This window comes from Prosthecomicrobium pneumaticum (genome assembly GCF_014199915.1).
Classification (GTDB): domain Bacteria; phylum Pseudomonadota; class Alphaproteobacteria; order Rhizobiales; family Kaistiaceae; genus Prosthecomicrobium; species Prosthecomicrobium pneumaticum.
Window position 1 is genome coordinate 1 of the sequence record NZ_JACHOO010000003.1, and the last position, 19,473, is coordinate 19,473.

Genomic DNA, 19,473 nt, shown 5'->3' on the forward strand with positions numbered 1-19,473 from the left:
ACGAACATCCTCTTCGAGATCACAACCTTCCCTTCGCGATGCAATCCCAAAACCCCCGCCCGTGCCCAACAGCCGGCGGGGGTTTTGCTGTGCGCGCCCAGCGGCTCAAAACCGCAAGCCCCGCTCCCCGAAGACCCCTCACCCCGGCCCTCTCCCGCACAGCGGGAGAGGGGGCAGATCGGCGCCAAAGCACCAAGGCAGCCTCGCGCCAAAACCAGCCGCCCCCTGCGGGCAGGCGGGGCGAGGCCGGCTGGCCGGCGCCCGTCCCTGCGGCTATTCCGCCGCGGCGGGCCGATCCTCCTCGCCGACCAGCCGGCGCATCGCGTCGAGCACCGACCGGCGGCTGTCGAGATCGAGCGGATCGGCGCCGAAGATCTGCAGCGCCTTCATGCCCTCGACGACATAAAAGGCGATCATCGCCGTCTCCCAGTTCGGCTTCGACCGGTCGAGCCGTTCGACGAAGCGCCGGTTGAAATCGCGAAATGGTTCCAGCAGGGCCGGCGTCTCGGCGAGCGCGGCGAGGATCCCCGGCGGCACGCCGTCCGCATTCGAACACAGCTTCTGCGCGAAGGCGTCGATATGTCCGGTCGCGACCGGGCAGGAGGAGGGAGGCTGCTCCGCCTCGGCGCGTTCCCGCGCGCACTCGATCTCGTGGATGTGCTGCTCGATCACCGCGACGATCAGCGCCTGCTTCGAGGGGAAGTGATAGAGCAGGCCGCCCTTCGAAACGCCGGCGCGCTCCGCGACCGCATCGAGCGACAGATGTGCGGGGCCGACCTGCTGGGCCACCGCCTCCGCCGCTTCCAGGATGCGCTGCCGCGCGCTCGGCCGGCCGCGCCTTGCTGCTGTCTCGGTCACCCTTCGATCCCTTCGATCCAACGCCGCATTCGGTTCTTCTCTGTGCCTTTTGGGCCACGCTCATGCTGCGGCGCAGCAGTTCCGCCGGGCGCGGAATTGACATGACCGACCAGACGGTACAGTAAATAGCGATGTCCGATCAAGGTTGCTTGTCGCGAGCGACTAGGTCCGGTCGCCGCAGTCCCTCTTTCGGGCCCCGCTGCCGGGGCCGACATCGGATCGTCCCATGAAGCGCGTTCTGTTGGCCGTTCTCCTTCTGATCGTCGTCGCCGTCGTCGCCGGCGCGCTGATCTGGTTCAATGTTTTCAGCAACAAGATGACGGCGCAGTTCTTCGCCAACATGCCGGTCCCGACGGTGACGATCTCGACCGTCGAGGTCCAGCCCGTCGACTGGACCCCCGGCATCGAGGCGGTCGGCACGGTCCAGGCGTCGCAGGGCGTCGACGTGGCGGTCGAGGTGGGCGGCATCGTCAAGGACATCCGCTTCAAGGCGAACGATCGCGTCTCGGCCGGCCAGTTGCTGGTGCAGATCGACGACGCCGTCGAGCGCGCCGGCCTGCTCGGCGCGCGCTCCTCGCTCGCCACCGCGCGCGAGGCGCTCGAGCGCACCCAGCGCCTGCTAGACCGCGGCGTCTCGACGGTCGCCGATCTGCAGAGTTCGCAGAACCAGGTCGACACCGCGCAGGGCAGCCTCGCCACGATCGAGGCGACCATCGATCAGAAGGCGATCAAGGCGCCCTTCGCCGGCACGATCGGCATTCCGAAGATCGATGTCGGCCAGTACGTCCAGCCCGCGACGGTCGTCGCGACGCTGCAGGATCTCGAGACGATGAAGGTCAACTTCACCGTGCCCGAGCAGCAGCTGTCCTCGCTGTCGATCGGTCAGGCCGCGCAGTTCGGCCTCAACGAGGGCGAACTGCCCTATGGCGGCCAGCTGAGCGGCATCGATCCGAAGATCGACCCGTCCTCGCGTCTCGTCTCCGTGCAGGCGCAGGTCGCCAATTCCGACGGCGTGCTGCGTCCCGGACAGTTCATCCGCGTCCGCGTCAATCTGCCCGAGGAGAAGGGCATCATCGCCCTGCCGCAGACGGCGGTGACCGTCAGCCTCTATGGCAGCTATGTCTATGTCGTCGAGGAGGCCCCGGCCAAGGAGGGCGAGGCCGCGCCCGCCGCGCAGGGCGCCGCCGGCCAGGCCCCGGCCGGGCCGAAGCTCGTCGCCCGCCAGGTCTTCGTCGAGACCGGCCGGCGCGTCGGCGACAAGATCGAGATCACCCGCGGTCTCAAGGCGGGTGCCCAGGTGGTGACCGCCGGGCAGAACAAGCTGTCGCCCGGCAGCCCCGTCGCGATCGACAACAGCGTGCAGCCGGCCGGTGTGGCCGAAGCTCAGGCGACCAAGTAATGAACCTGTCGGAAATCTTCATCCGCCGGCCGGTCCTCTCGACCGTCCTCAGCCTGATGATGCTGCTGCTCGGCGCGCAGGGCATCTTCAACATGGCGGTGCGCCAGTATCCCGAGGTCGAGGAGACGGTGATCACCGTCACCACGGCCTATCCGGGCGCCTCGTCGGACGTCATCCAGGGCTTCATCACGACGGCGATCGCCAAGTCGGTCTCTTCCGCCGAGGGCGTCGACTACGTGACCTCGAGCAGCTCGCTCGGCGTCTCGACGGTGCAGGTGCACATGCGCCTCAACACCAATCCGGACAGCGCGCTGACCGAGGTCATCGCCAAGGTTCAGCAGGTCCGCGGCGACTTGCCGGACGACGCCGAGGACCCGGTGATCGTCAAGGGCACCGGCCAGACCTTCGCCATGATGTACCTGGCGGCGCGCAGCGCGACGATGAACCCGCAGCAGCTGACGGATTACCTGATCCGCGTCATCCAGCCGCGCTTCGCGACCGTCGAGGGCGTCGCCAATGCCGACATTCTCGGCGCGCAGGAATTCGCGATGCGGGTCTGGATCGATCCGGTCGCGCTCGCCTCGCGCAACGTCACGGCGAGCGAGGTGCTCGCCGCGATCCAGGGCTCGAACTTCCTCTCGGCACCGGGCCGGACCCGCAATTCCGACTTCAGCTATTCGATCGAGGCGAAGACGACGCTGCAGGATCCGGAGGTCTTCGGGGCGCTGCCGATCCGCTCGAACGGCGACGACGTCGTCCGGCTGCGCGATGTCGCGAAGATCGAGCTCGGCGCGGCGTCGACCGATTCCGAGGTCCGGTTCAACGGCGAGGAAGGCGTCTTCCTCGGCATCTTCCAGACGCCGTCGGCGAACCCGCTCGACGTCGCCGCGGGCGTCCGCGAGGAACTGCCGGCGATCCAGGCCAGCCTCCCCTCCGACATGACGATCGACCTCGTCTACGACTCGACCGAAGCGATCAGCGCCTCGATCGAGGAGGTGATCATGACGATCGGCGAGGCCGCGGTCATCGTCGTCTTCGTCATCCTGCTCTTCCTCGGCTCGTTCCGGGCGGTGCTGATCCCGATCGTCACCATCCCGCTGTCGCTCATCGGCGTCTGCTTCATGCTGTGGGCGCTCGATTACTCGCTCAACACGCTGACGCTGCTCGCCATGGTGCTGGCGATCGGTCTCGTCGTCGACGACGCGATCGTCGTGGTGGAGAACATCCACCGCCATATCGAGGAGGGCTACAAGCCGATCGCCGCGGCGATCCAGTCGATGCGCGAGATCTCCGGCGCCGTCGTCGCGATGACGATCACGCTCGCTGCCGTCTACGCGCCGATCGCCTTCACGCAGGGCGTCACCGGGGCGCTGTTCCGCGAGTTCTCGCTCACCCTCGCCGGCTCGGTCGTGCTGTCGGGCATCATCGCGCTCACCGTCTCGCCGATGATGGCGGGCCGGATGCTGAAGCCCGGCGGCGGCCGTTTCCAGCACTTCGTCGACCACATCTTCGAGGGGCTCGCCAACTGGTACGGACGGCGCCTCGAGGGCTCGTTCAAGGTCCGCTCGATCACGCTGCTGATGGTCGCGATTCTGATCGGCAGCATGGTCTATCTCTTCCTGCAGACGAAGAGCGAACTGGCGCCCGAAGAGGATCAGGGCTTCCTGATCTCGATCCTCAACGCGCCGCCCTATGCGACGATCGACTATACCTCGCGCTATGTCGACGAGCTGTCGGAGCGGGTGAACGAGATCCCGGAGATCCGGGCGCGCTTCTCGATCGCCGGTTCGAGCGGCACGACCCAGGCCTTCTCGGGCTTCGCCTTCAAGCCCTGGGACGAGCGCACGCGCTCGCAGCAGGAGCTGCAGCAGGAGATCCAGGCCAAGGTCGACGGCGTCTCCGGCGTGCAGGGCTTCGTCTTCGCCGTGCCGTCGCTTCCCGGCACGGGTGGTGGTCTGCCGATCTCGCTCGTCGTTCAGTCGACCAATTCGGCGGAGCGCGTCTATGAGATGTCGGAGGAGATCAAGCGGCGCGCCATGCAGACCGGCCGCTTCATCATCGTGCAGAACTCGGTCTCCTTCGAGACGCCGAAGACCAATGTGACGATCGACCGGCTGCGGGCGGCTTCGCTCGGCGTCTCGGTGAGCGACATCGGCGCGACGCTGACCCTGCTCGTCGGCGGCAACAGCGTGTCGAAGTTCGATCGCGAGGCGCGCGCCTATGACATCATCCCGCAGGTCGACCAGAAATACCGGATGAACCCGGAAAGCCTGGGCGCCTTCTTCGTCCGCAGCCAGTCCGGCGCCATGGTGCCGCTCTCGGCGGTGGTCACGGTGACGGAGCAGGCTTCGGCGCCGGCGATCGAGCAGTTCAATCAGTTGAACTCCTCGACGCTGACCGCCCTGCCGTTGCCGGGCGTCACCTCCGGCCAGGGCCTCGCGACCCTGCAGGAGATCGCCCAGCAGGTTCTGCCGCAGGGCTATTTCATCGAATATTCCGGCCAGTCCCGCACCGAGATCGAGACGGGCAACACGCTCCTGATCGTCTTCGGTCTCGCCATCGTCGTCATCTATCTCGTGCTGGCGGCGCAGTTCGAGAGCTTCCGCGATCCGTTCATCATCCTGATGTCGGTGCCGCTCTCGATCTTCGGCGCGGTGGCGGTGCTCAATGTCTGCTCGCGGCTCGGCAATTTCGTGCCGGCGCTGTCGGGCGGCACGCTCAACATCTATAGCCAGGTCGGACTGATCACCCTCGTCGGGCTGATCACCAAGCACGGCATTCTGATGGTGGAGTTCGCCAACCAGCAGCGCGAGGCGCGCGGCATCGACCGCAAGGCCGCGATCGTCGAGGCGGCGCGGGTCCGGTTGCGGCCGATCCTGATGACCACGGCGGCGATGGTGCTCGGCGTGCTGCCGCTGCTCACCGCGACGGGCGCCGGCGCCAAGGCGCGCTTCGCGATGGGCATCGTGATCGCGTCGGGCATGTCGATCGGCACGATCTTCACCCTCTTCGTGGTGCCGATGCTCTATACGATCATCTCCTCGCGGACCCGCTCGAACCCGAATGCGCCGATCTCGCTCGAGCCGCCGCCCGGCGCGCACGGGCACGGCCACGGCCCGGCGCCCGTGCCTGCCGAGTGATCGCCGAACGCGTTTTGTGAAAGGGCCGGCCCAGCGCCGGCCCTTTTCGCGTCTGGGGGAGGACATGAACGAGGCGCCCTCACCGATCGTCGGGCGGCAGAGCCCGGCGGCGATCTTCGCCGTGTTTCTGGCGCTCGGTCTGACCTCGTTCGGCGGACCCGTCGCCCATCTCGGCTTCTTCCGCGAGGCGCTGGTGCGCCGCCGCCGCTGGCTCGACGACGCGGCCTATGCCGAGCTGGTGGCGCTCTGCCAGATTTTGCCCGGGCCGGCCTCCAGCCAGGTCGGCATGGGCATCGGTCTCCTGAAGGGCGGGCTCGCCGGTGCGGTCGCGGCCTTCCTCGGCTTCACCCTGCCCTCGGCGCTCGTCATGGCGGCGCTCGGGCTCGGCCTCGTCGCGAGCGGCCGGCCGATCGACGCCGGCCTGTTGCACGGGCTGGAGATCGCGGTCGCCGCCGTCGTGTTGCAGGCGGTGGTGGCGATGGCGCGCCAGCTGACGCCCGACGGACCGCGCCGGACGCTCGCCGCGTTGGCGGCCGTCGCGCTCCTCCTCCTGCCTTTCGCCGCTGTGCAACTCGTCGTGCTCGCCACGGCGGGCGTGCTGGGGGCGCTTCTTCTGCCTGCGAGCGGCGGCGCGGGCGGCTCGGGGCAGCGCAGCCCGCTCGGGCCGCGGGCCGGCGCGGCGCTGCTCGCCCTCTTCTTCGGGCTGCTCGTCGGTCTTCCGGTGCTCGCCGCGGCGAGCGGATCGGAGGCGCTGCGCCTCGCCGGGGCTTTCTACCGGTCGGGCAGTCTCGTCTTCGGCGGCGGCCATGTCGTGCTGCCGCTCCTCGACCGGGCGGTGGTCGGGACGGGCTTCGTCGCGCCGGATGTCTTCGTCGCCGGCTATGGCGCGGCGCAGGCGGTGCCCGGCCCGCTCTTCAGCTTCGCGAGCTATCTCGGCGCCGCCGCCGCGGTCCCGAATGGTCCGCTCGGCGCGCTCCTCGCCACCCTTGCGATCTTCCTGCCGGCCTTCCTGCTCGTCTGCGGGGCTCTGCCGTTCTGGGGCCGGCTGCTGGGGCTTCCCGCCGTGCGGCCGGCGCTCGCCGGGATCAACGCGGCGGTGGTGGGCCTGCTCGCCGCGGCGCTCGCCGATCCGGTGGGGACGCACGCGATCCGCGCCTGGTGGGACGTGCCGCTGGTCGCCGCCGCCTTCCTCCTTCTGATGAAGGGGCTTTTGCCGCCCTGGCTGCTGGTGCCGGGTGCCGGCCTCGCCGGCTGGATCGCAGCCGGCCTCATCGGAGCTTTCTGAGAAGGCTCCGGCGTCTCGCCGCCGGGCCGCCCCGGGGTAGGGGGGCGAGGCGGACCGGTCGCGGCGAGACGCCGAAGGCGGACGCTACTCCATCACCACCGCTTCGGCGGGGCCCGAGGCCTGGCGCCGGTAGCGGAGGAAGGCGAGCAGCGGAATGGTGGCGAGGGTGACGAACATCATGAACTTGAAGTCGTCGAGATAGGCGATGAAGGTCGCCTGCGTGTTGATCGCCTGATCGAGCGTCGCGAGCGCGGCGGTCGAGCCCGACGAGAGGGCGCCCGTCGGTGCGATCCCCGCCGGCAGCGGCGAGGAATAGGGCGTGATCCGCTCGGCGAGTTCGGCGTGGTTCACCTGGATGTTCTGCGAAAGCAGGGTCGAGACGATCGAGACGCCGATCGACGAACCGAGATTGCGGACGAGGCTGAAGAGGCTCGCCGCGTCGGTGCGCTGCTGCGGCGCGAGGGTGGCGAAAGCGATCGTCGACAGCGGCACGAAGACGAGGCCGAGGCCGAGGCCCTGAACGACGCCGGTGGTGATGAAGGGCCACCAGTCCATGATCGGCGACCAGGTGGTCATCTCGTAGAGCGACCAGGCGACGAGCGCGAGGCCGACGAAGATCATCAGGCGCGGGTCGATCTTCCCCATCAGCCGCCCGACGACCATCATCGCGATCATCGTTCCGGCGCCGCGCGGCGCCAGCACGATGCCCGTCGTGACGACCGGATAGCCGTAGATCCGCTGCAGCATCGGCGGCAGCAGCGCCATGGTGGCGAGCAGGATGATGCCGATGATGAAGATGAAGACGAGGCCGGTGACGAGATTGCGGTCGCGGAAGATCCGCGCCTCGATGAAGGTGTCGCTCTTCGTCGCGATGTGAACCGCAAAGACCCAGAAGCCGATCAGCGTCAGAGCGAGTTCGGTGAGCACCTCGGCGGAGGAGAACCAGTCGAGCTGCTCGCCGCGGTCGAGCATCATCTGCAGCGCGCCGACGCCGAGCGACAGCATCGCGAAGCCGAAGAAATCGAACCGCCGCTCGCGCTTCGGGCTCTCGTTCATGAAGATCAGCAGGCCGGTGAAGGCGAGGATGCCGACCGGCAGGTTGACGAAGAACACATAGCGCCAGTTGAAGACGTCGGTCAGCCAGCCGCCGAGCGTCGGCCCGATGATCGGGCCGATCATGATGCCGGCGCCCCACATCGCCATCGCCTGGCCGTGCCGCTCCTTCGGGTTGATGTTGAGGAGCACGCTCTGCGAGAGCGGCACGAGCGCCGCGCCGAACAGGCCCTGCGCGATGCGGTAGAACACCATTTCGGCGAGGCTGCCGGCGATGCCGCAGGCGAGCGAGGCGACGGTGAAGCCGGCGATCGAGATCAGGAACAGCCGCTTGAGGCCGAGCCGGTCGGCGAGCCAGCCGGTGACCGGCGTCGCGATCGCCGCGGCGACGATGTAGGAGGTCAGCACCCAGGTGATCGTATCCGACGCCGCGCCGAGCGAGCCCTGCATCGAGGGCAGCGCGACATTGGCGATCGTGGTGTCGAGCACCTGCATGATCGTCGCGAGCATGATCGCCGCGGTGATCAGACCGCGGTGACGCACGGCGGGGGCCGCAGCGGCGGCGGGAGCGTTCATGATCTTCGCCTTCGGGCGATGGGGCTTGCGGGAGCGCGCTGCGGCGCGCGACCGGACGAGGGATCAGCGTGTGGCGGCTTCGACCGGCTCGACGCCGATCAGCGCCATCGCCGAGGCGAGAAAGCCGGGCAGGGCGCGGCGATGCTCGGTGTCGACATCGACCGAGGCGGAGAGGCCGGTGCGCAGCATCGCCTCCGCCGCGCCATCGGCGATCTCGAGCCGGACCGGCACGCGCTGCACGACCTTGACCCAGTTGCCGGTGGCGTTCTGCGCCGGCAGGATCGAGAAGGCCGAGCCGGTGCCGGCGCCGATCGCGATGACGCGGGCCTGATATTCCTTGTCGGGGAAGGCGTCGACCGTGATCGTCGCCTGCTGGCCGACCGCCATATGGGTGAGGTCGGTCTCCTTGAAGTTCGCCTCGACCCAGGTGTTGCCGGTCTCGACGAGGCTGAGCAGCGGCGTCGCGGCGGTCACATACTGGCCGATGCGGACGGCGTCGGTCTGGGCGAGGATGCCGTCGGCCGGCGCGCGGATCTCGGTCTTCGAGAGATCGAGCTGCGCCTTCTCGACGGCCGCCTGGGCGGTCATGACGAGCGGATGCTGGTCGACCGGCCGGTCGGGGTCGCCGCCGAGCGCGGCGCGGGCGCCCTCGAGCTTCTGCTGCGCCTGCGCGAGGTCCTGGCGGGCGGTGGCGAGATCGGTCTGCGCCTTGTCGTAGGAAGCCTGCGCGGCGACGCCCGTCTTCAGGAGGTTCTGCTGCCGCTCGAAGGCGGAGGTCAGATAGAGGATGTTCTCGCGGTTCGAGGCGACCTCGGCCTCGCCCTCGTGATAGGTGGCGCGCAACTGCTCGACCTGCAGCCGCGCCGAGGCGAGCCGCGCCTGCGCCTCGTCGACGGCGATCCGGTAGGGCTCGGGATCGATCTCGATGATCACGTCGCCCTTCTTGACCGGCGCGCTCTCGACCGCGTTGAGCGCGACGATGCGGCCGCCGACATCGGCGGCGATCGCCACCTTTGACTGTTCGACATAGGCGTTGTCGGTGGCGACGAAGCGGCCGCCGGTCGCCCAGATATAGAAGCCGCCGGCCGCGACGAGCAGCGGCACGGTGAGCATCAGCACGAGCCGGCGGCGGGACTTCGGCTTGGCGGGCGCCGTCGGCAGGGCGGCCGGAAGGGTGGCGGGGGCGGCAGCGGCGGCCGGGGCTTCCGGCTTCTTGATCTCTGAGGTCTCGGTCATGTCAGGGCCCGTTCGGACTGTCCGGCCGCCGCGGAGGCGTCCGGCTCGGTTTGGCAGAGGGGGGCGGTTCCGGCGGAATAGACGCCGAGATTGCCGCGCACATGGGTGAGGAGCCGCACCAGTTCGGCGCGCTCGGCCGGCTCGAGCCCGGTCAAAGCGTGCTCGAAGACGACGAGCGCATAGGCGCGCATCGCGTCGAGCAGCGGCCGCGCCGCCTCGGTCAGATAGAGCCGCCGGGCGCGCCGGTCGTCCGGATCGGCGCGTCGGTCGACGAGACCGGCGCTTTCCAGCCGGTCGATATGGCGCGACAGGGTGATCGGCTCGATGTCGAGATCGCCGGCGAGGCTCGCCTGGTTGCCGCCTTCGTTCTTCGCGAGGCGGACGAGCACCTGCCACTGCGCGCGCGTGAGATCGCCGCACTCGCCGCGATGGTCGAAGGCGCGGTGCAGCAGCCGGGCGACGTCACTGACGAGAAAGCCGAAATCGCTGTCGTTTGGCGATCCGGCTCGGATGGGATCGTTTTGCATGCGCCGTATATAATAAGAAGCCTTATAATATGCAAGCGAGAATGCTGCGGTGCCGCGACGGGTTCGATGGCGCGGGGCTCCGAAAGGGTCTAGAGGAAACGGCCCGCCTCTCGGAATGATCCGCCATGATCGACGATCCCTGGTTCTATGCGGCCGCGCTGGTGGCCGTTTCGCTCACCGGCCTGTCGAAGGGCGGCTTCGGCGGGGCGATCGGCATGCTCGCCGTGCCGATCATGGCGCTCGTCATCTCGCCGGTTCAGGCGGCCGGCATCATGCTGCCGATCCTGATCGTCATGGATGCCGTCAGCCTCCTCTATTACCGCAGCACCTTCGACCGCCGCACGCTGGTCGTCATGCTGCCGGCCTCGATCCTCGGCATCGGCATCGGCTGGCTGATGGCGGCGCACGTCGACGACGATGCGGTGAGCCTGCTCGTCGGCGTCATCTCGGTGGCCTTCGCGCTCAATTACTGGTTCGGCGATCGGCTGCGCCGGGAGCCCGCGCAGCACAGCACGCCGAAGGGCGCCTTCTGGGGCCTTGTCACCGGCTTTACGAGCTTTGTCAGCCACACGGGCGGCCCGCCCTTCCAGATGTATACACTGCCGCTCCGCCTGCCGCCGCAGGTCTTCGTCGGCACGTCGGTTGTGTTTTTCGCCATCACCAACGTCGTCAAGCTGGTCCCGTATTTCTTCCTCGGCCAGTTCGACGCCGCCAATCTCGAAACCTCCGCCGTTCTGTTTCCGCTCGCGGCGATCACAACGGTCATCGGGATCTGGATCGTGAAGAAGATCGATCAGAAGGTGTTCTACGGCATCTCCTATGTGACGATCTTCCTGATCGGCCTGAAACTCGTCTATGACGGAACCCGCGCCCTGCTTTGACGTTGCGTTCCTCGACCCGGGTCTTTCGTCGGCGCGGATTGCCGGCTAAGAAAGTCGGGATCGAGAGCAGGACGTATGATGCGCGGCATGGCCCCCCCGATCGCGCCCCGTGCCGGGCGCGAATACAGGATCGACTTCTTCCGCGGCCTCGCGCTGCTGTCGATCTTCATCAATCACATCCACGGTAATTTCTGGGGCGGCTTCACGCAGCGGAACTGGGGCTTCTCCGACGCGGCAGAGCTTTTCGTGCTGCTCGCCGGCGTGTCCTCGGCCTTCGCCTACTGGCCGCGCTTCGTCGACGGGCGCTGGCCCTTCGCGCTCGCCCGCATCGGCAAGCGCATCGTCACGCTTTACGTCGCCCATATCACCATGCTGGCGGTGAGCCTCGGGCTTTTCGCGGCCGCCTATCTGCGGTTCGGCGATCCCTGGCTGATCGAGCTCGACGAGCGGAAATTCCTGTTCGACCGGCCGCTCGAAGCGATCGCCGGCATGGCGAACCTCACCTACCAGACCGGCGGCTTCAACATCCTGCCGATGTATATCGGCCTCCTGCTCCTGCTGCCGGTGCTGATGCTGCTCGCCCGCATCCGGCTTTGGCTGCCGGTCGCCTTCAGCATCGCGCTCTGGCTCGTCGCGCACGTCTTCAGGCTCACCCCGCCCAATCATGTCGGGGCCGGCTGGTTCTTCAATCCGCTCGGTTGGCAGCTGCTCTTCTCGGTCGGCCTCGTCTGGGGGATCGCCTTCCGCGACGGTGTGAGGATGCCCTACAGCCGGCCGCTCCATTGGGGCGCGGCGGGCTATCTCGCCGTGGCGGCGGGGATCGCCTGGTTCGCGCTGTGGTCGACGTTTCCGGAACTGCCGTCCTGGTTCTGGATCGACGGCTTCGACAAGGGCGCGCTCGGCCTCTTCCGGTTCGTCCACATCCTGGCGCTCTGCTATGTGATCGCCTGGAGCCCGATCCCCGGCCTGTTGCAGCGTTGGCTGGGCGGTGACAATCCGATCGTCCGCCTCGGTCGCAATACGCTGCCGGTATTCTGTCTCGGCTCGATCCTGTCGAATGTCGGCCTGATCATCCGCCGCACCGTGTTCGGCCTGCTGCCCGAGGCGGCGCCGACCCTGTCGAGCCTCGTCCTCGACACGCTGCTGGTGACCGCCGGCGGGTTGCTCCTCTACGGCCTCGCCTGGTTCCTCGACTGGTCGCGCGAGGAGAAGGCGGCGCGGCGCGCAACGGCGCCGGCGCTCGCGGGGGCGGCGCTGCCCTCGGTCGCCCGCGCGGACTGATCGGAAGCGGAGAGGGGCAATGAAAAAGAGCCGCGGCGCGCCGCGGCTCTCGAAGAGGTTCGTGCGGCGCCGTTCAGTGAATGGTCGGCGCGCGCAGGCGGGTAATTTCGTCCTTGATCTGCAACTTGCGCCGCTTGAGCGAGGCGAGCACGACGGTATCGGTGCTCGGATGATTGATCGCTTCCTCGATCTCGCGCTCGAGCGCTCGATGGCGGCGCTCGAGTTCGGCAAGATGCGATTCCATGGACATCTCAGGCCTCCCTTCGTGACCGATCACGACTTCGGAACTATGCCACGGATCCGTCGCTCTGTGAACGATGCGCGACAGCCTCGCGACATGGTGATGACGCTCGCACGGCGATCGGGCACGAATGGGGCGGAAGCCCGGCGGGATCGCGCCCGCTGCGCGCTCATGTCGTGCCGGCACGGTGCGAAGCATCTCGCTCGCCCTGCCGCTTCTCTGTATCCTCCGTCCCGGCGGCCGTCCGCATCGATCGATCCGGCGGGCGCGAGGGGTGCGTGAATGACCGAGGACGAAGAGCAGGAGCTGCGGATCGAACTGGCGCGGCTGCGTCAGGAACATGCCGATCTCGACACCGCCATCCAGGCGATGCTCGAGACCGGCCGCATCGACCCGCTCCGCATCCAGAGGCTCAAGAAGAAGAAGCTGATGATCAAGGATCGCATCGTCGCGATCGAGGATCAGATCGTCCCCGACATCATCGCCTGAGCGGTTTCAGATCCGACGGGCCGCCGCTTCGGCGCGGTCGATCGGCGCCGCGGCGTCGTCGCCGGGTGCGATCGCCGCATGGCCGGCGCGGGCCGACAGCACGGCGCGCGTCCCGTCCGGCAGATCGATGGTGAGCGGCGAGAGCGCCGCCGCGAGGCCCTGGAGCCGGCGGGCGGCGCCGGCCGGATCGCAATTGCCGAGCAGGACGGCGAAGCCGCCGCCTTCGAGGCGCGCGGCATGGTCGGATGCCCGGATCGCGGCGCGGATTTCGGCCGCCGCCGCGCCGAGCGCCGCCGCCTCGGCGACCCGCCCGCCGCTCCGGCGGATCGCCTCGAGCCCTTCGATCTCGATGAAGGCGAGCATCCCTGCCATGCCGTAGCGGGCATGGAGGGCGAGCGCCCGGTCGATCGCCCGGTCGAGGCCGCGCCGGTTGAGGAGGCCGGTGAGAGGATCGGTCGTCGCCTCGATTTCGAGCGCGGCGAGCTGCCGGGCCTTGGCGTCGAGCGCCGCCCGCAGCGCCGCGACCTCTTCCGTCAGCCGTGTGACGAGCGCGCGCTGTTCGGGCGGATGCGGCCGAGCGCCCTCCTCGGACGCCGGGCCGCGGCGCGCCGAGGGCGCAGCGGATTCGGGAAGGGCGGACGGGCGGCTGTGGTCGGCGCGGGGGATCATAGCCGGACAGGGTGGGGCCGCGATGGTTGACCGGTGGTTAACGGGCGTGCCGCGGGTCGGCGGGGCAGGGTGCGTGCGACGCCGCACGCGGTGCGGAAAGCCTTGCCGGCCGGGGCGCCGCCACTATACTCCCGGCCTTTCCTCGAGCCGGGGTGCGGTGTGGACGAGAGTTCCGGGAACGAGCGGTCGAAGGGTGCTGCGGCGCCGGTCGCGATCATCATGGGCAGCCAGTCGGACTGGCAGACCATGCGCCATGCCGCGCAGACGCTCGATGCGCTCGGCGTCGCCCATGACGACCGCATCATCTCGGCCCACCGCACGCCGGACCGGCTGGTCGCCTTCGCGAAGGGCGCGCGCGATGCCGGCCACCGGGTGGTGATCGCCGGCGCCGGCGGCGCCGCCCATCTGCCGGGCATGTGCGCGGCGATGACGCCGCTGCCGGTGTTCGGCGTGCCGGTGCAGTCGAAGGCGCTTTCGGGCGTCGACAGCCTCTATTCGATCGTCCAGATGCCGGCCGGCATCCCGGTCGGCACGCTCGCCATCGGCCAGGCCGGTGCGGTCAATGCCGCGCTGCTCGCCGCCGCCGTGCTCGCCCTCCACGATCCGGCGCTGGCGGAGCGGCTCGACGCCTTCCGCGCGGCGCAGACGGCGAAGATCGCCGACCATCCCAGCGACGAGGCCTGACATGCTCGCACCCGGCGCGACCATCGGCATTCTCGGCGGCGGCCAGCTCGGCCGCATGCTGGCGCTCGCCGCCGCCGAGCTCGGCTTCAAATGCCACATCTACTGCCCGGACCCCGCCTCGCCGGCCTTCGACGTCGCCGTGGCGAAGACCGTCGCCGCCTATGAGGACGAGGCGGCGCTCGCCGCCTTTGCCGGCGCCGTCTCGGTGGTGACCTACGAGTTCGAGAACGTGCCGGTCTCGACGGCCGTCTTCCTTGCCGGCAAGGTGCCGGTCCTGCCGGGGCCGCGGGCGCTCGGCGTGGCGCAGGACCGCGGCGCCGAGAAGAAGCTGATGGTCGAGCTCGGCATCCCCGTCGCCCGCTTCGCGCTCGTCGATGGCCCGGCGGATGCGGTCCGCGGTGTCGCCGAGATCGGCGCGCCGGCGGTGCTGAAGACCCGCCGCTTCGGCTATGACGGCAAGGGCCAGGTGCGCATCGAGGTGCAGGAGGATGCCGGCGAGGCGTGGGACGAGATCGGCGGCCAGCCGGCCGTGCTCGAGGCCTTCGTCCCCTTCGAGCGCGAGATCTCGGTGCTCGTCGTGCGCGGTGCCGGCGGGGCGAGCGCGGTCTACGACGTCGTCGAGAACCGCCACGAGGACCATATCCTCGCCACCTCGACCGTCCCGGCGGCGATCGCGCCGGAGGTCGCGCAGAAGGCGCGGGCGATCGGGCTGAAGATCGCCGAGGCGCTCGATTATGTCGGGCTGCTCGCGGTCGAGATGTTCGTCGTGGCCGGCGCCGGCGGCACCGACCTGCTCGTCAACGAGATCGCCCCGCGGGTGCACAATTCCGGCCACTGGACGCAGGACGCCGCGCTCGTCTCGCAGTTCGAGAACCACATCCGCGCCGTCGCCGGCTGGCCGCTCGGCTCGGTCGACCGGCATTCCGATGTCGTGATGACCAATCTGATCGGCTACGCCGCCGACAATTGGGCGACGATCGCCGCCGTGCCGGGCGTGCGGCTGCATCTCTACGGCAAGGCCGAGGTCCGCCCGGGCCGCAAGATGGGCCATGTCAACCGCCTCGAGCCGCGCAGCGGTTGAGCCCGCACGCCTGCGGGTGGCGGTTTCGGCCGAGAAGCGCTATCTGAGGGCACGCCTTTCCGAGCGCGGCCCCGCCGCCGCCTGAACCACGCGAAGATCCCGCAATGACCGAGACCGCCGAAGCGCCTGTCCGTTCGACCGCCTATCCGCCCGCCGACACCTCGCCGAGCTTTCCGAAGATCGAGGAGGCGATCGGCGCGTGGTGGAAGGAGAACCGGATTTTCGAACGCTCGGTCGAGCAGCGCCGCGCCGCGGGCGCGAAGGAGTTCGTCTTCTATGACGGCCCGCCCTTCGCGAACGGCCTGCCGCATTACGGCCATCTCGTCACCGGCTTCGTCAAGGACCTCGTGCCGCGCTACCAGACCATGCGCGGCCGGATGGTCGAGCGCCGCTTCGGCTGGGATTGCCACGGCCTGCCGGCCGAGCTGCACGCCGAGAAGGAGCTCTCCGTCTCCGGCCGTCTCGAAATCCTGAAATACGGCGTCGCCCGCTTCAACGAGCACTGCCGCACCTCCGTCCAGCAGTTCACCGCGGACTGGGAATATTACGTCACCCGGCAGGCCCGCTGGGTCGATTTCAAGAACGACTACAAGACCATGGATCTCTCCTTCATGGAGAGCACCATGTGGGCCTTCAAGACGCTCTTCGACAAGGGCCTGATCTATGAAGGCTACCGCGTCGTGCCCTATTCCTGGGCGGCGCAGACCCCGCTTTCGAATTTCGAGACCCGGCTCGACAATTCCTACCGCATGCGCCAGGACCCGGCGCTCACCGTCGGCTTCCTGCTCGACCCGCTCGGCGCCGACGAGACGCCGACCCGGCTCCTCGCCTGGACGACGACGCCCTGGACGCTGCCCTCCAACATGGCGCTCGCGGTCAAGGCCGATGCCGATTACGCCGTGCTCGAGAAGGGCGGCGAGCGCCTCGTCATCGGCGCGCCGCTCGCGGCCAATTATGCGAAGGAGCTCGAGGGCTGGAACGAGGTCGGCACGCTCGCCGGCGCCGAGCTGGTCGGCCGCACCTATCGGCCGCTCTTCCCCTTCTTCGAGGGGAAGCGGCAGGAGGGCGCCTTCCGGGTGCACGCCGGCGGCTTCATCGAGATGACCGACGGCACCGGCGTCGTCCACATCGCCCCCGCCTTCGGCGAGGACGACATGAACCTCGCGCAGGCGAACGGCATCCCGGTCGTCGATCCGGTCGATTTCGCCGGCGATTTCACGGCCGAGACGCCGCCCTACCAGGGCCGAAACGTCTTCGAGGCCAACAAGGACGTCATCCGCGACCTGAAGGCGGACGGCGTCGTGCTGCGCCACGAGACCTATGACCACAATTACCCGCATTGCTGGCGCACCGACCAGCCGCTGATCTACAAGGCGCTGCGCTCCTGGTATGTCCAGGTCTCCGCCTTCAAGGACCGGATGGTCGAGCTGAATCAGGGCATCACCTGGGTGCCGGATCACGTCCGCGACGGCTCGTTCGGCAAATGGCTCGAGAACGCCCGCGACTGGAACATCGGCCGCAACCGCTTCTGGGGCGCGCCGATCCCGGTCTGGAAGTCGGACGATCCGGACTATCCGCGCATCGACGTCTATGGCTCGCTCGACGAGATCGAGCGCGATTTCGGCGTGCGGCCGAAGGACCTGCATCGTCCCTATGTCGACGATCTCGTCCGCCCCAATCCGGACGACCCGACCGGCAAGGCGATGATGCGCCGGGTCGAGGACGTGCTCGACTGCTGGTTCGAGAGCGGCTCGATGCCGTTCGCCTCGGTGCACTACCCGTTCGAGAACAAGGAGTGGTTCGAGAGCCACTTCCCGGGCGATTTCATCGTCGAATATGTCGCGCAGACGCGCGGCTGGTTCTACACGCTGATGGTGATGGCGACGGCGCTGTTCGATCGCGCGCCGTTCCGTGCCTGCGTCTGCCATGGCGTCGTGCTCGACGAGAACAAGCAGAAGCTCTCGAAGCGGCTGAAGAACTATCCGGACCCGATCGACGTCTTCAACACCTACGGCGCCGACGCGCTGCGCTGGTACATGGTGTCGTCGCCGCTCTTGTCGGGCGGCGATCTCGCCATGCCGAAGGACGGCCGCGCCATCGCCGAGACGACGCGCCAGGTGCTGCTGCCGATCTGGAACGCCTATTCCTTCTTCACCCTCTACGCCAACATCGACGGCGTGAAGGCAAAGCTCGTCACCTCGGCGGAGGTCGAGCTCGACCGCTATATCCTCGCCAAGACCGCCGATCTCGTGAAGGGCGTCGAGGCCGCGATGGACCGGCTCGATCTCGCCGGCGCCACCGATGCCTTCCCGCCCTTCATCGACGCGCTCAACAACTGGTATATCCGCCGCTCGCGCGACCGTTTCTGGAAGGCGGAGAAGGACGCCGACAAGATCTCGGCCTATGACACGCTCTATACCGTGCTCGTCACCATGTGCCGGGCGCTCGCGCCGTTCCTGCCCTATCTCGCCGAGCACATCCACCGGGCGCTCTGCGACGGCGAGAGCGTGCACCTTCAGGACTGGCCGGAGGCGGACGCCTTCGCCGCCGATGCCGCGCTCGTCGCGCGGATGGATCTCGCCCGCACCGTCTGCTCGGCGGCGCTGTCGATCCGCACGGCGAAGAACCTGCGCACCCGGCTGCCGCTCCGCTCGCTCACCGTCGCCCATCCCGACCATGCGACGCTCGCTCCGCTTTCCGCGGTGATCGCCGACGAGGTGAACGTCAAGGAAGTCCGGCTCGCCGCCGATCCGGCCGAATTCGGCGCGGTGCAGCTCGCCGTCGATCCGAAGATCGGCAAGCGGCTCGGCCCGGCGGTCAAGGCCGTGCTCGCCGCGGCGCGGCAGGGCGAATGGACGGAAGCCGGCGACGGCCGTTTCCTCGTCGCGGGCCAGACGATCGAGCCCGGCGAATACGAGCTGCGCTTCAAGGCGAAGGAAGGCCTCGATGCGGCCGCCTTCGGCGGGGCGGCGGGCGTCGTCGTGCTCGACACCGCGGTCGACGCGGAGCTCGAGGCCGAGGGCATCGCCCGCGACTTCATCCGCCTCGTCCAGCAGGCGCGCAAGGATGCCGGCTTCAAGGTGTCGGACCGAATCCATGTCGAGGTGCAGGTGGGCGAACCCGCCGGCGCCGCGCTCCTTGCGCATCGCGAGACGGTCGAGGCGGAGACGCTCGCGGTCTCCTTTGCCCGCACCGAGGCGCGGCCGGACGGCACGGTGTCGGAGGCCGAACTCCTCGGTGCCCCGGTCGCGATCGGCGTGCGCGTCGCGGCCTGATCAACAGTGATGGCGGCAGGCGGCGATCTCGATCGCCTGCGCCTCACCCGCGCCGCCGACACCGCCGGCATGCGCCGGACGGACGAGCGCCGCCGCCGGGATTCCCCCCTCCCGCGCCGTGGGAGAGGGGAGGGTGAGGGCCTTGCGCTCGGATCAGGCGCGCTTCTTCGGCAGCAGCGCGAAGACCGCTGGCACGGCGACCGCGGCGAGGCCGATCTTCAGCAGGTCGGCGAGCACGAAGGGGAACACGCCCTTTTCGAGCACCGCGACGTCGAAGCCGATCACGCTCGCGGCGAGCCACAGCGCGCCGAGCGTGAACAGCACGACATCGGCGAGGAACATCGTCACCGCGAGGCCGACGATCGAGCGGCCGAGGCCGCGGTCGGCGGCGAGGCCGATCAGATAGGCGGCGACGGCGTAGCCGATGATATAGCCGCCGGTCGGGCCGAGCAGGTAAGCGGGGCCCGCGACCGGGCCGGCGAAGACCGGCAGGCCGGCGACGCCTTCGAGGATATAGGCGATGACCGCCGCACCGGCGAGCCGCGAGCCATAGGTCGCGCCGAGCACGAAGACGGCGAAGGTCGTCATCGTCATCGGCACCGGCCAGAACGGCACCTGGATCTTCGCCGCGAGCGTGAGGAACGCGCTGCCGAGGAGGGCGAGCACCACGAAGCGGACGACGCGCGCCGACCGCTCCGGCCAGAGCTGGGCGGCAAGGGCCGAACCGGTCGAGGTTTCGTAGCTCATCGGGATCTCCTTCATCGGTCGCGCGGACATTTCCGATCGATACCGCCGTTG

The 19,473-nt window shown here is 68.8% G+C and carries 16 protein-coding genes; 9 read left to right on the forward strand and 7 right to left on the reverse strand.

Going from position 1 to position 19,473, the window contains the following annotated elements:
• Window positions 1–273: 273 nt before the first annotated feature.
• The gene (locus GGQ63_RS07060) at window positions 274–858 is read right to left on the reverse strand and encodes a TetR family transcriptional regulator (protein ID WP_183854113.1); all 585 of its coding nucleotides are present in this window, start codon (window positions 856–858) and stop codon (window positions 274–276) included.
• Between the two features lie 226 nt (window positions 859–1,084).
• Here GGQ63_RS07060 and GGQ63_RS07065 point away from each other — a divergent pair, with 226 nt between their 5' ends.
• The 3 genes from GGQ63_RS07065 to chrA all read left to right on the forward strand — a co-directional run bounded on the left by GGQ63_RS07065 (window position 1,085) and on the right by chrA (window position 6,682).
• On the forward strand, window positions 1,085–2,257 hold the full coding sequence (locus tag GGQ63_RS07065; protein ID WP_183854115.1) for an efflux RND transporter periplasmic adaptor subunit: 1,173 nt from the start codon (window positions 1,085–1,087) through the stop codon (window positions 2,255–2,257).
• The gene (locus GGQ63_RS07070; RefSeq protein WP_183854118.1) at window positions 2,257–5,397 is read left to right on the forward strand and encodes an efflux RND transporter permease subunit; all 3,141 of its coding nucleotides are present in this window, start codon (window positions 2,257–2,259) and stop codon (window positions 5,395–5,397) included. Before GGQ63_RS07065 ends, GGQ63_RS07070 begins: the two co-directional genes overlap by 1 nt.
• A gap of 64 nt (window positions 5,398–5,461) precedes the next feature.
• Window positions 5,462–6,682: a chromate efflux transporter gene (gene chrA, locus GGQ63_RS07075; RefSeq protein ID WP_183854120.1), complete on the forward strand. Its 1,221-nt coding sequence runs from the start codon at window positions 5,462–5,464 to the stop codon at window positions 6,680–6,682.
• An 84-nt stretch (window positions 6,683–6,766) separates the two neighbouring features.
• Here the strand turns inward: chrA and GGQ63_RS07080 are convergent, their stop codons facing one another.
• The 3 genes from GGQ63_RS07080 to GGQ63_RS07090 all read right to left on the reverse strand — a co-directional run bounded on the left by GGQ63_RS07080 (window position 6,767) and on the right by GGQ63_RS07090 (window position 10,074).
• Window positions 6,767–8,311 (reverse strand): DHA2 family efflux MFS transporter permease subunit, encoded by a 1,545-nt coding sequence (locus GGQ63_RS07080; protein ID WP_183854123.1) that lies wholly within the window; start codon window positions 8,309–8,311, stop codon window positions 6,767–6,769.
• Window positions 8,312–8,374: 63 nt separating this feature from the next.
• Window positions 8,375–9,547, reverse strand: coding sequence for an HlyD family secretion protein (locus GGQ63_RS07085; RefSeq protein ID WP_183854125.1), 1,173 nt, complete (start codon window positions 9,545–9,547; stop codon window positions 8,375–8,377).
• Window positions 9,544–10,074 carry a MarR family winged helix-turn-helix transcriptional regulator gene (locus tag GGQ63_RS07090; protein WP_183854127.1) on the reverse strand — a complete coding sequence of 177 codons (531 nt, stop codon included), beginning with the start codon at window positions 10,072–10,074 and terminating at the stop codon, window positions 9,544–9,546. The genes GGQ63_RS07085 and GGQ63_RS07090 overlap by 4 nt, the downstream gene beginning before the upstream one ends.
• Window positions 10,075–10,199: 125 nt before the next feature.
• On the opposite strand from GGQ63_RS07090, the gene GGQ63_RS07095 reads away from it, so the two are divergent.
• Entirely contained in the window at window positions 10,200–10,955 is a 756-nt protein-coding gene (locus tag GGQ63_RS07095; protein ID WP_183854129.1) for a sulfite exporter TauE/SafE family protein, read from the forward strand.
• 87 nt (window positions 10,956–11,042) lie between these two features.
• The gene (locus GGQ63_RS07100) at window positions 11,043–12,236 is read left to right on the forward strand and encodes an OpgC family protein (protein WP_183854131.1); all 1,194 of its coding nucleotides are present in this window, start codon (window positions 11,043–11,045) and stop codon (window positions 12,234–12,236) included.
• A gap of 73 nt (window positions 12,237–12,309) precedes the next feature.
• On the opposite strand, the gene GGQ63_RS07105 is transcribed toward GGQ63_RS07100, so the two are convergent.
• Window positions 12,310–12,486: a YdcH family protein gene (locus GGQ63_RS07105; protein WP_183854132.1), complete on the reverse strand. Its 177-nt coding sequence runs from the start codon at window positions 12,484–12,486 to the stop codon at window positions 12,310–12,312.
• A 273-nt stretch (window positions 12,487–12,759) separates the two neighbouring features.
• Here GGQ63_RS07105 and GGQ63_RS07110 point away from each other — a divergent pair, with 273 nt between their 5' ends.
• Window positions 12,760–12,966: a YdcH family protein gene (locus tag GGQ63_RS07110; protein ID WP_183854134.1), complete on the forward strand. Its 207-nt coding sequence runs from the start codon at window positions 12,760–12,762 to the stop codon at window positions 12,964–12,966.
• A gap of 6 nt (window positions 12,967–12,972) precedes the next feature.
• Here the strand turns inward: GGQ63_RS07110 and GGQ63_RS07115 are convergent, their stop codons facing one another.
• Complete coding sequence (locus GGQ63_RS07115; protein WP_183854136.1) at window positions 12,973–13,635, reverse strand: GGDEF domain-containing protein; 663 nt, start codon at window positions 13,633–13,635, stop codon at window positions 12,973–12,975.
• A gap of 219 nt (window positions 13,636–13,854) precedes the next feature.
• Between GGQ63_RS07115 and purE the strand changes: the two genes are divergently transcribed.
• From purE to ileS, 3 genes are all read left to right on the forward strand, one after another.
• Entirely contained in the window at window positions 13,855–14,319 is a 465-nt protein-coding gene (purE, locus tag GGQ63_RS07120) for a 5-(carboxyamino)imidazole ribonucleotide mutase (RefSeq protein ID WP_183855348.1), read from the forward strand.
• 1 nt (window position 14,320) lies between these two features.
• Window positions 14,321–15,400 carry a 5-(carboxyamino)imidazole ribonucleotide synthase gene (locus GGQ63_RS07125; RefSeq protein ID WP_183854138.1) on the forward strand — a complete coding sequence of 360 codons (1,080 nt, stop codon included), beginning with the start codon at window positions 14,321–14,323 and terminating at the stop codon, window positions 15,398–15,400.
• Between the two features lie 104 nt (window positions 15,401–15,504).
• Window positions 15,505–18,675, forward strand: a complete 3,171-nt coding sequence (ileS, locus tag GGQ63_RS07130; RefSeq protein ID WP_183854140.1) for an isoleucine--tRNA ligase — start codon at window positions 15,505–15,507, stop codon at window positions 18,673–18,675.
• 153 nt (window positions 18,676–18,828) lie between these two features.
• Here the strand turns inward: ileS and GGQ63_RS07135 are convergent, their stop codons facing one another.
• The gene (locus GGQ63_RS07135) at window positions 18,829–19,422 is read right to left on the reverse strand and encodes a biotin transporter BioY (RefSeq protein WP_183854142.1); all 594 of its coding nucleotides are present in this window, start codon (window positions 19,420–19,422) and stop codon (window positions 18,829–18,831) included.
• Between the last annotated feature and the right edge of the window lie 51 nt (window positions 19,423–19,473).

Coding starts and splice junctions, on each gene's coding strand:
- GGQ63_RS07065 (WP_183854115.1), top strand. CDS start 1,085: ATGAAGCGCGTTCTGTTGGCCGTTCTCCTTCTGATCGTCGTCGCCGTC.
- GGQ63_RS07070 (WP_183854118.1), top strand. CDS start 2,257: ATGAACCTGTCGGAAATCTTCATCCGCCGGCCGGTCCTCTCGACCGTC.
- chrA (WP_183854120.1), top strand. CDS start 5,462: ATGAACGAGGCGCCCTCACCGATCGTCGGGCGGCAGAGCCCGGCGGCG.
- GGQ63_RS07080 (WP_183854123.1), bottom strand. CDS start 8,311: ATGAACGCTCCCGCCGCCGCTGCGGCCCCCGCCGTGCGTCACCGCGGT.
- GGQ63_RS07085 (WP_183854125.1), bottom strand. CDS start 9,547: ATGACCGAGACCTCAGAGATCAAGAAGCCGGAAGCCCCGGCCGCCGCT.
- GGQ63_RS07090 (WP_183854127.1), bottom strand. CDS start 10,074: ATGCAAAACGATCCCATCCGAGCCGGATCGCCAAACGACAGCGATTTC.
- GGQ63_RS07095 (WP_183854129.1), top strand. CDS start 10,200: ATGATCGACGATCCCTGGTTCTATGCGGCCGCGCTGGTGGCCGTTTCG.
- GGQ63_RS07100 (WP_183854131.1), top strand. CDS start 11,043: ATGGCCCCCCCGATCGCGCCCCGTGCCGGGCGCGAATACAGGATCGAC.
- GGQ63_RS07105 (WP_183854132.1), bottom strand. CDS start 12,486: ATGTCCATGGAATCGCATCTTGCCGAACTCGAGCGCCGCCATCGAGCG.
- GGQ63_RS07110 (WP_183854134.1), top strand. CDS start 12,760: ATGACCGAGGACGAAGAGCAGGAGCTGCGGATCGAACTGGCGCGGCTG.
- GGQ63_RS07115 (WP_183854136.1), bottom strand. CDS start 13,635: ATGATCCCCCGCGCCGACCACAGCCGCCCGTCCGCCCTTCCCGAATCC.
- purE (WP_183855348.1), top strand. CDS start 13,855: ATGGGCAGCCAGTCGGACTGGCAGACCATGCGCCATGCCGCGCAGACG.
- GGQ63_RS07125 (WP_183854138.1), top strand. CDS start 14,321: ATGCTCGCACCCGGCGCGACCATCGGCATTCTCGGCGGCGGCCAGCTC.
- ileS (WP_183854140.1), top strand. CDS start 15,505: ATGACCGAGACCGCCGAAGCGCCTGTCCGTTCGACCGCCTATCCGCCC.
- GGQ63_RS07135 (WP_183854142.1), bottom strand. CDS start 19,422: ATGAGCTACGAAACCTCGACCGGTTCGGCCCTTGCCGCCCAGCTCTGG.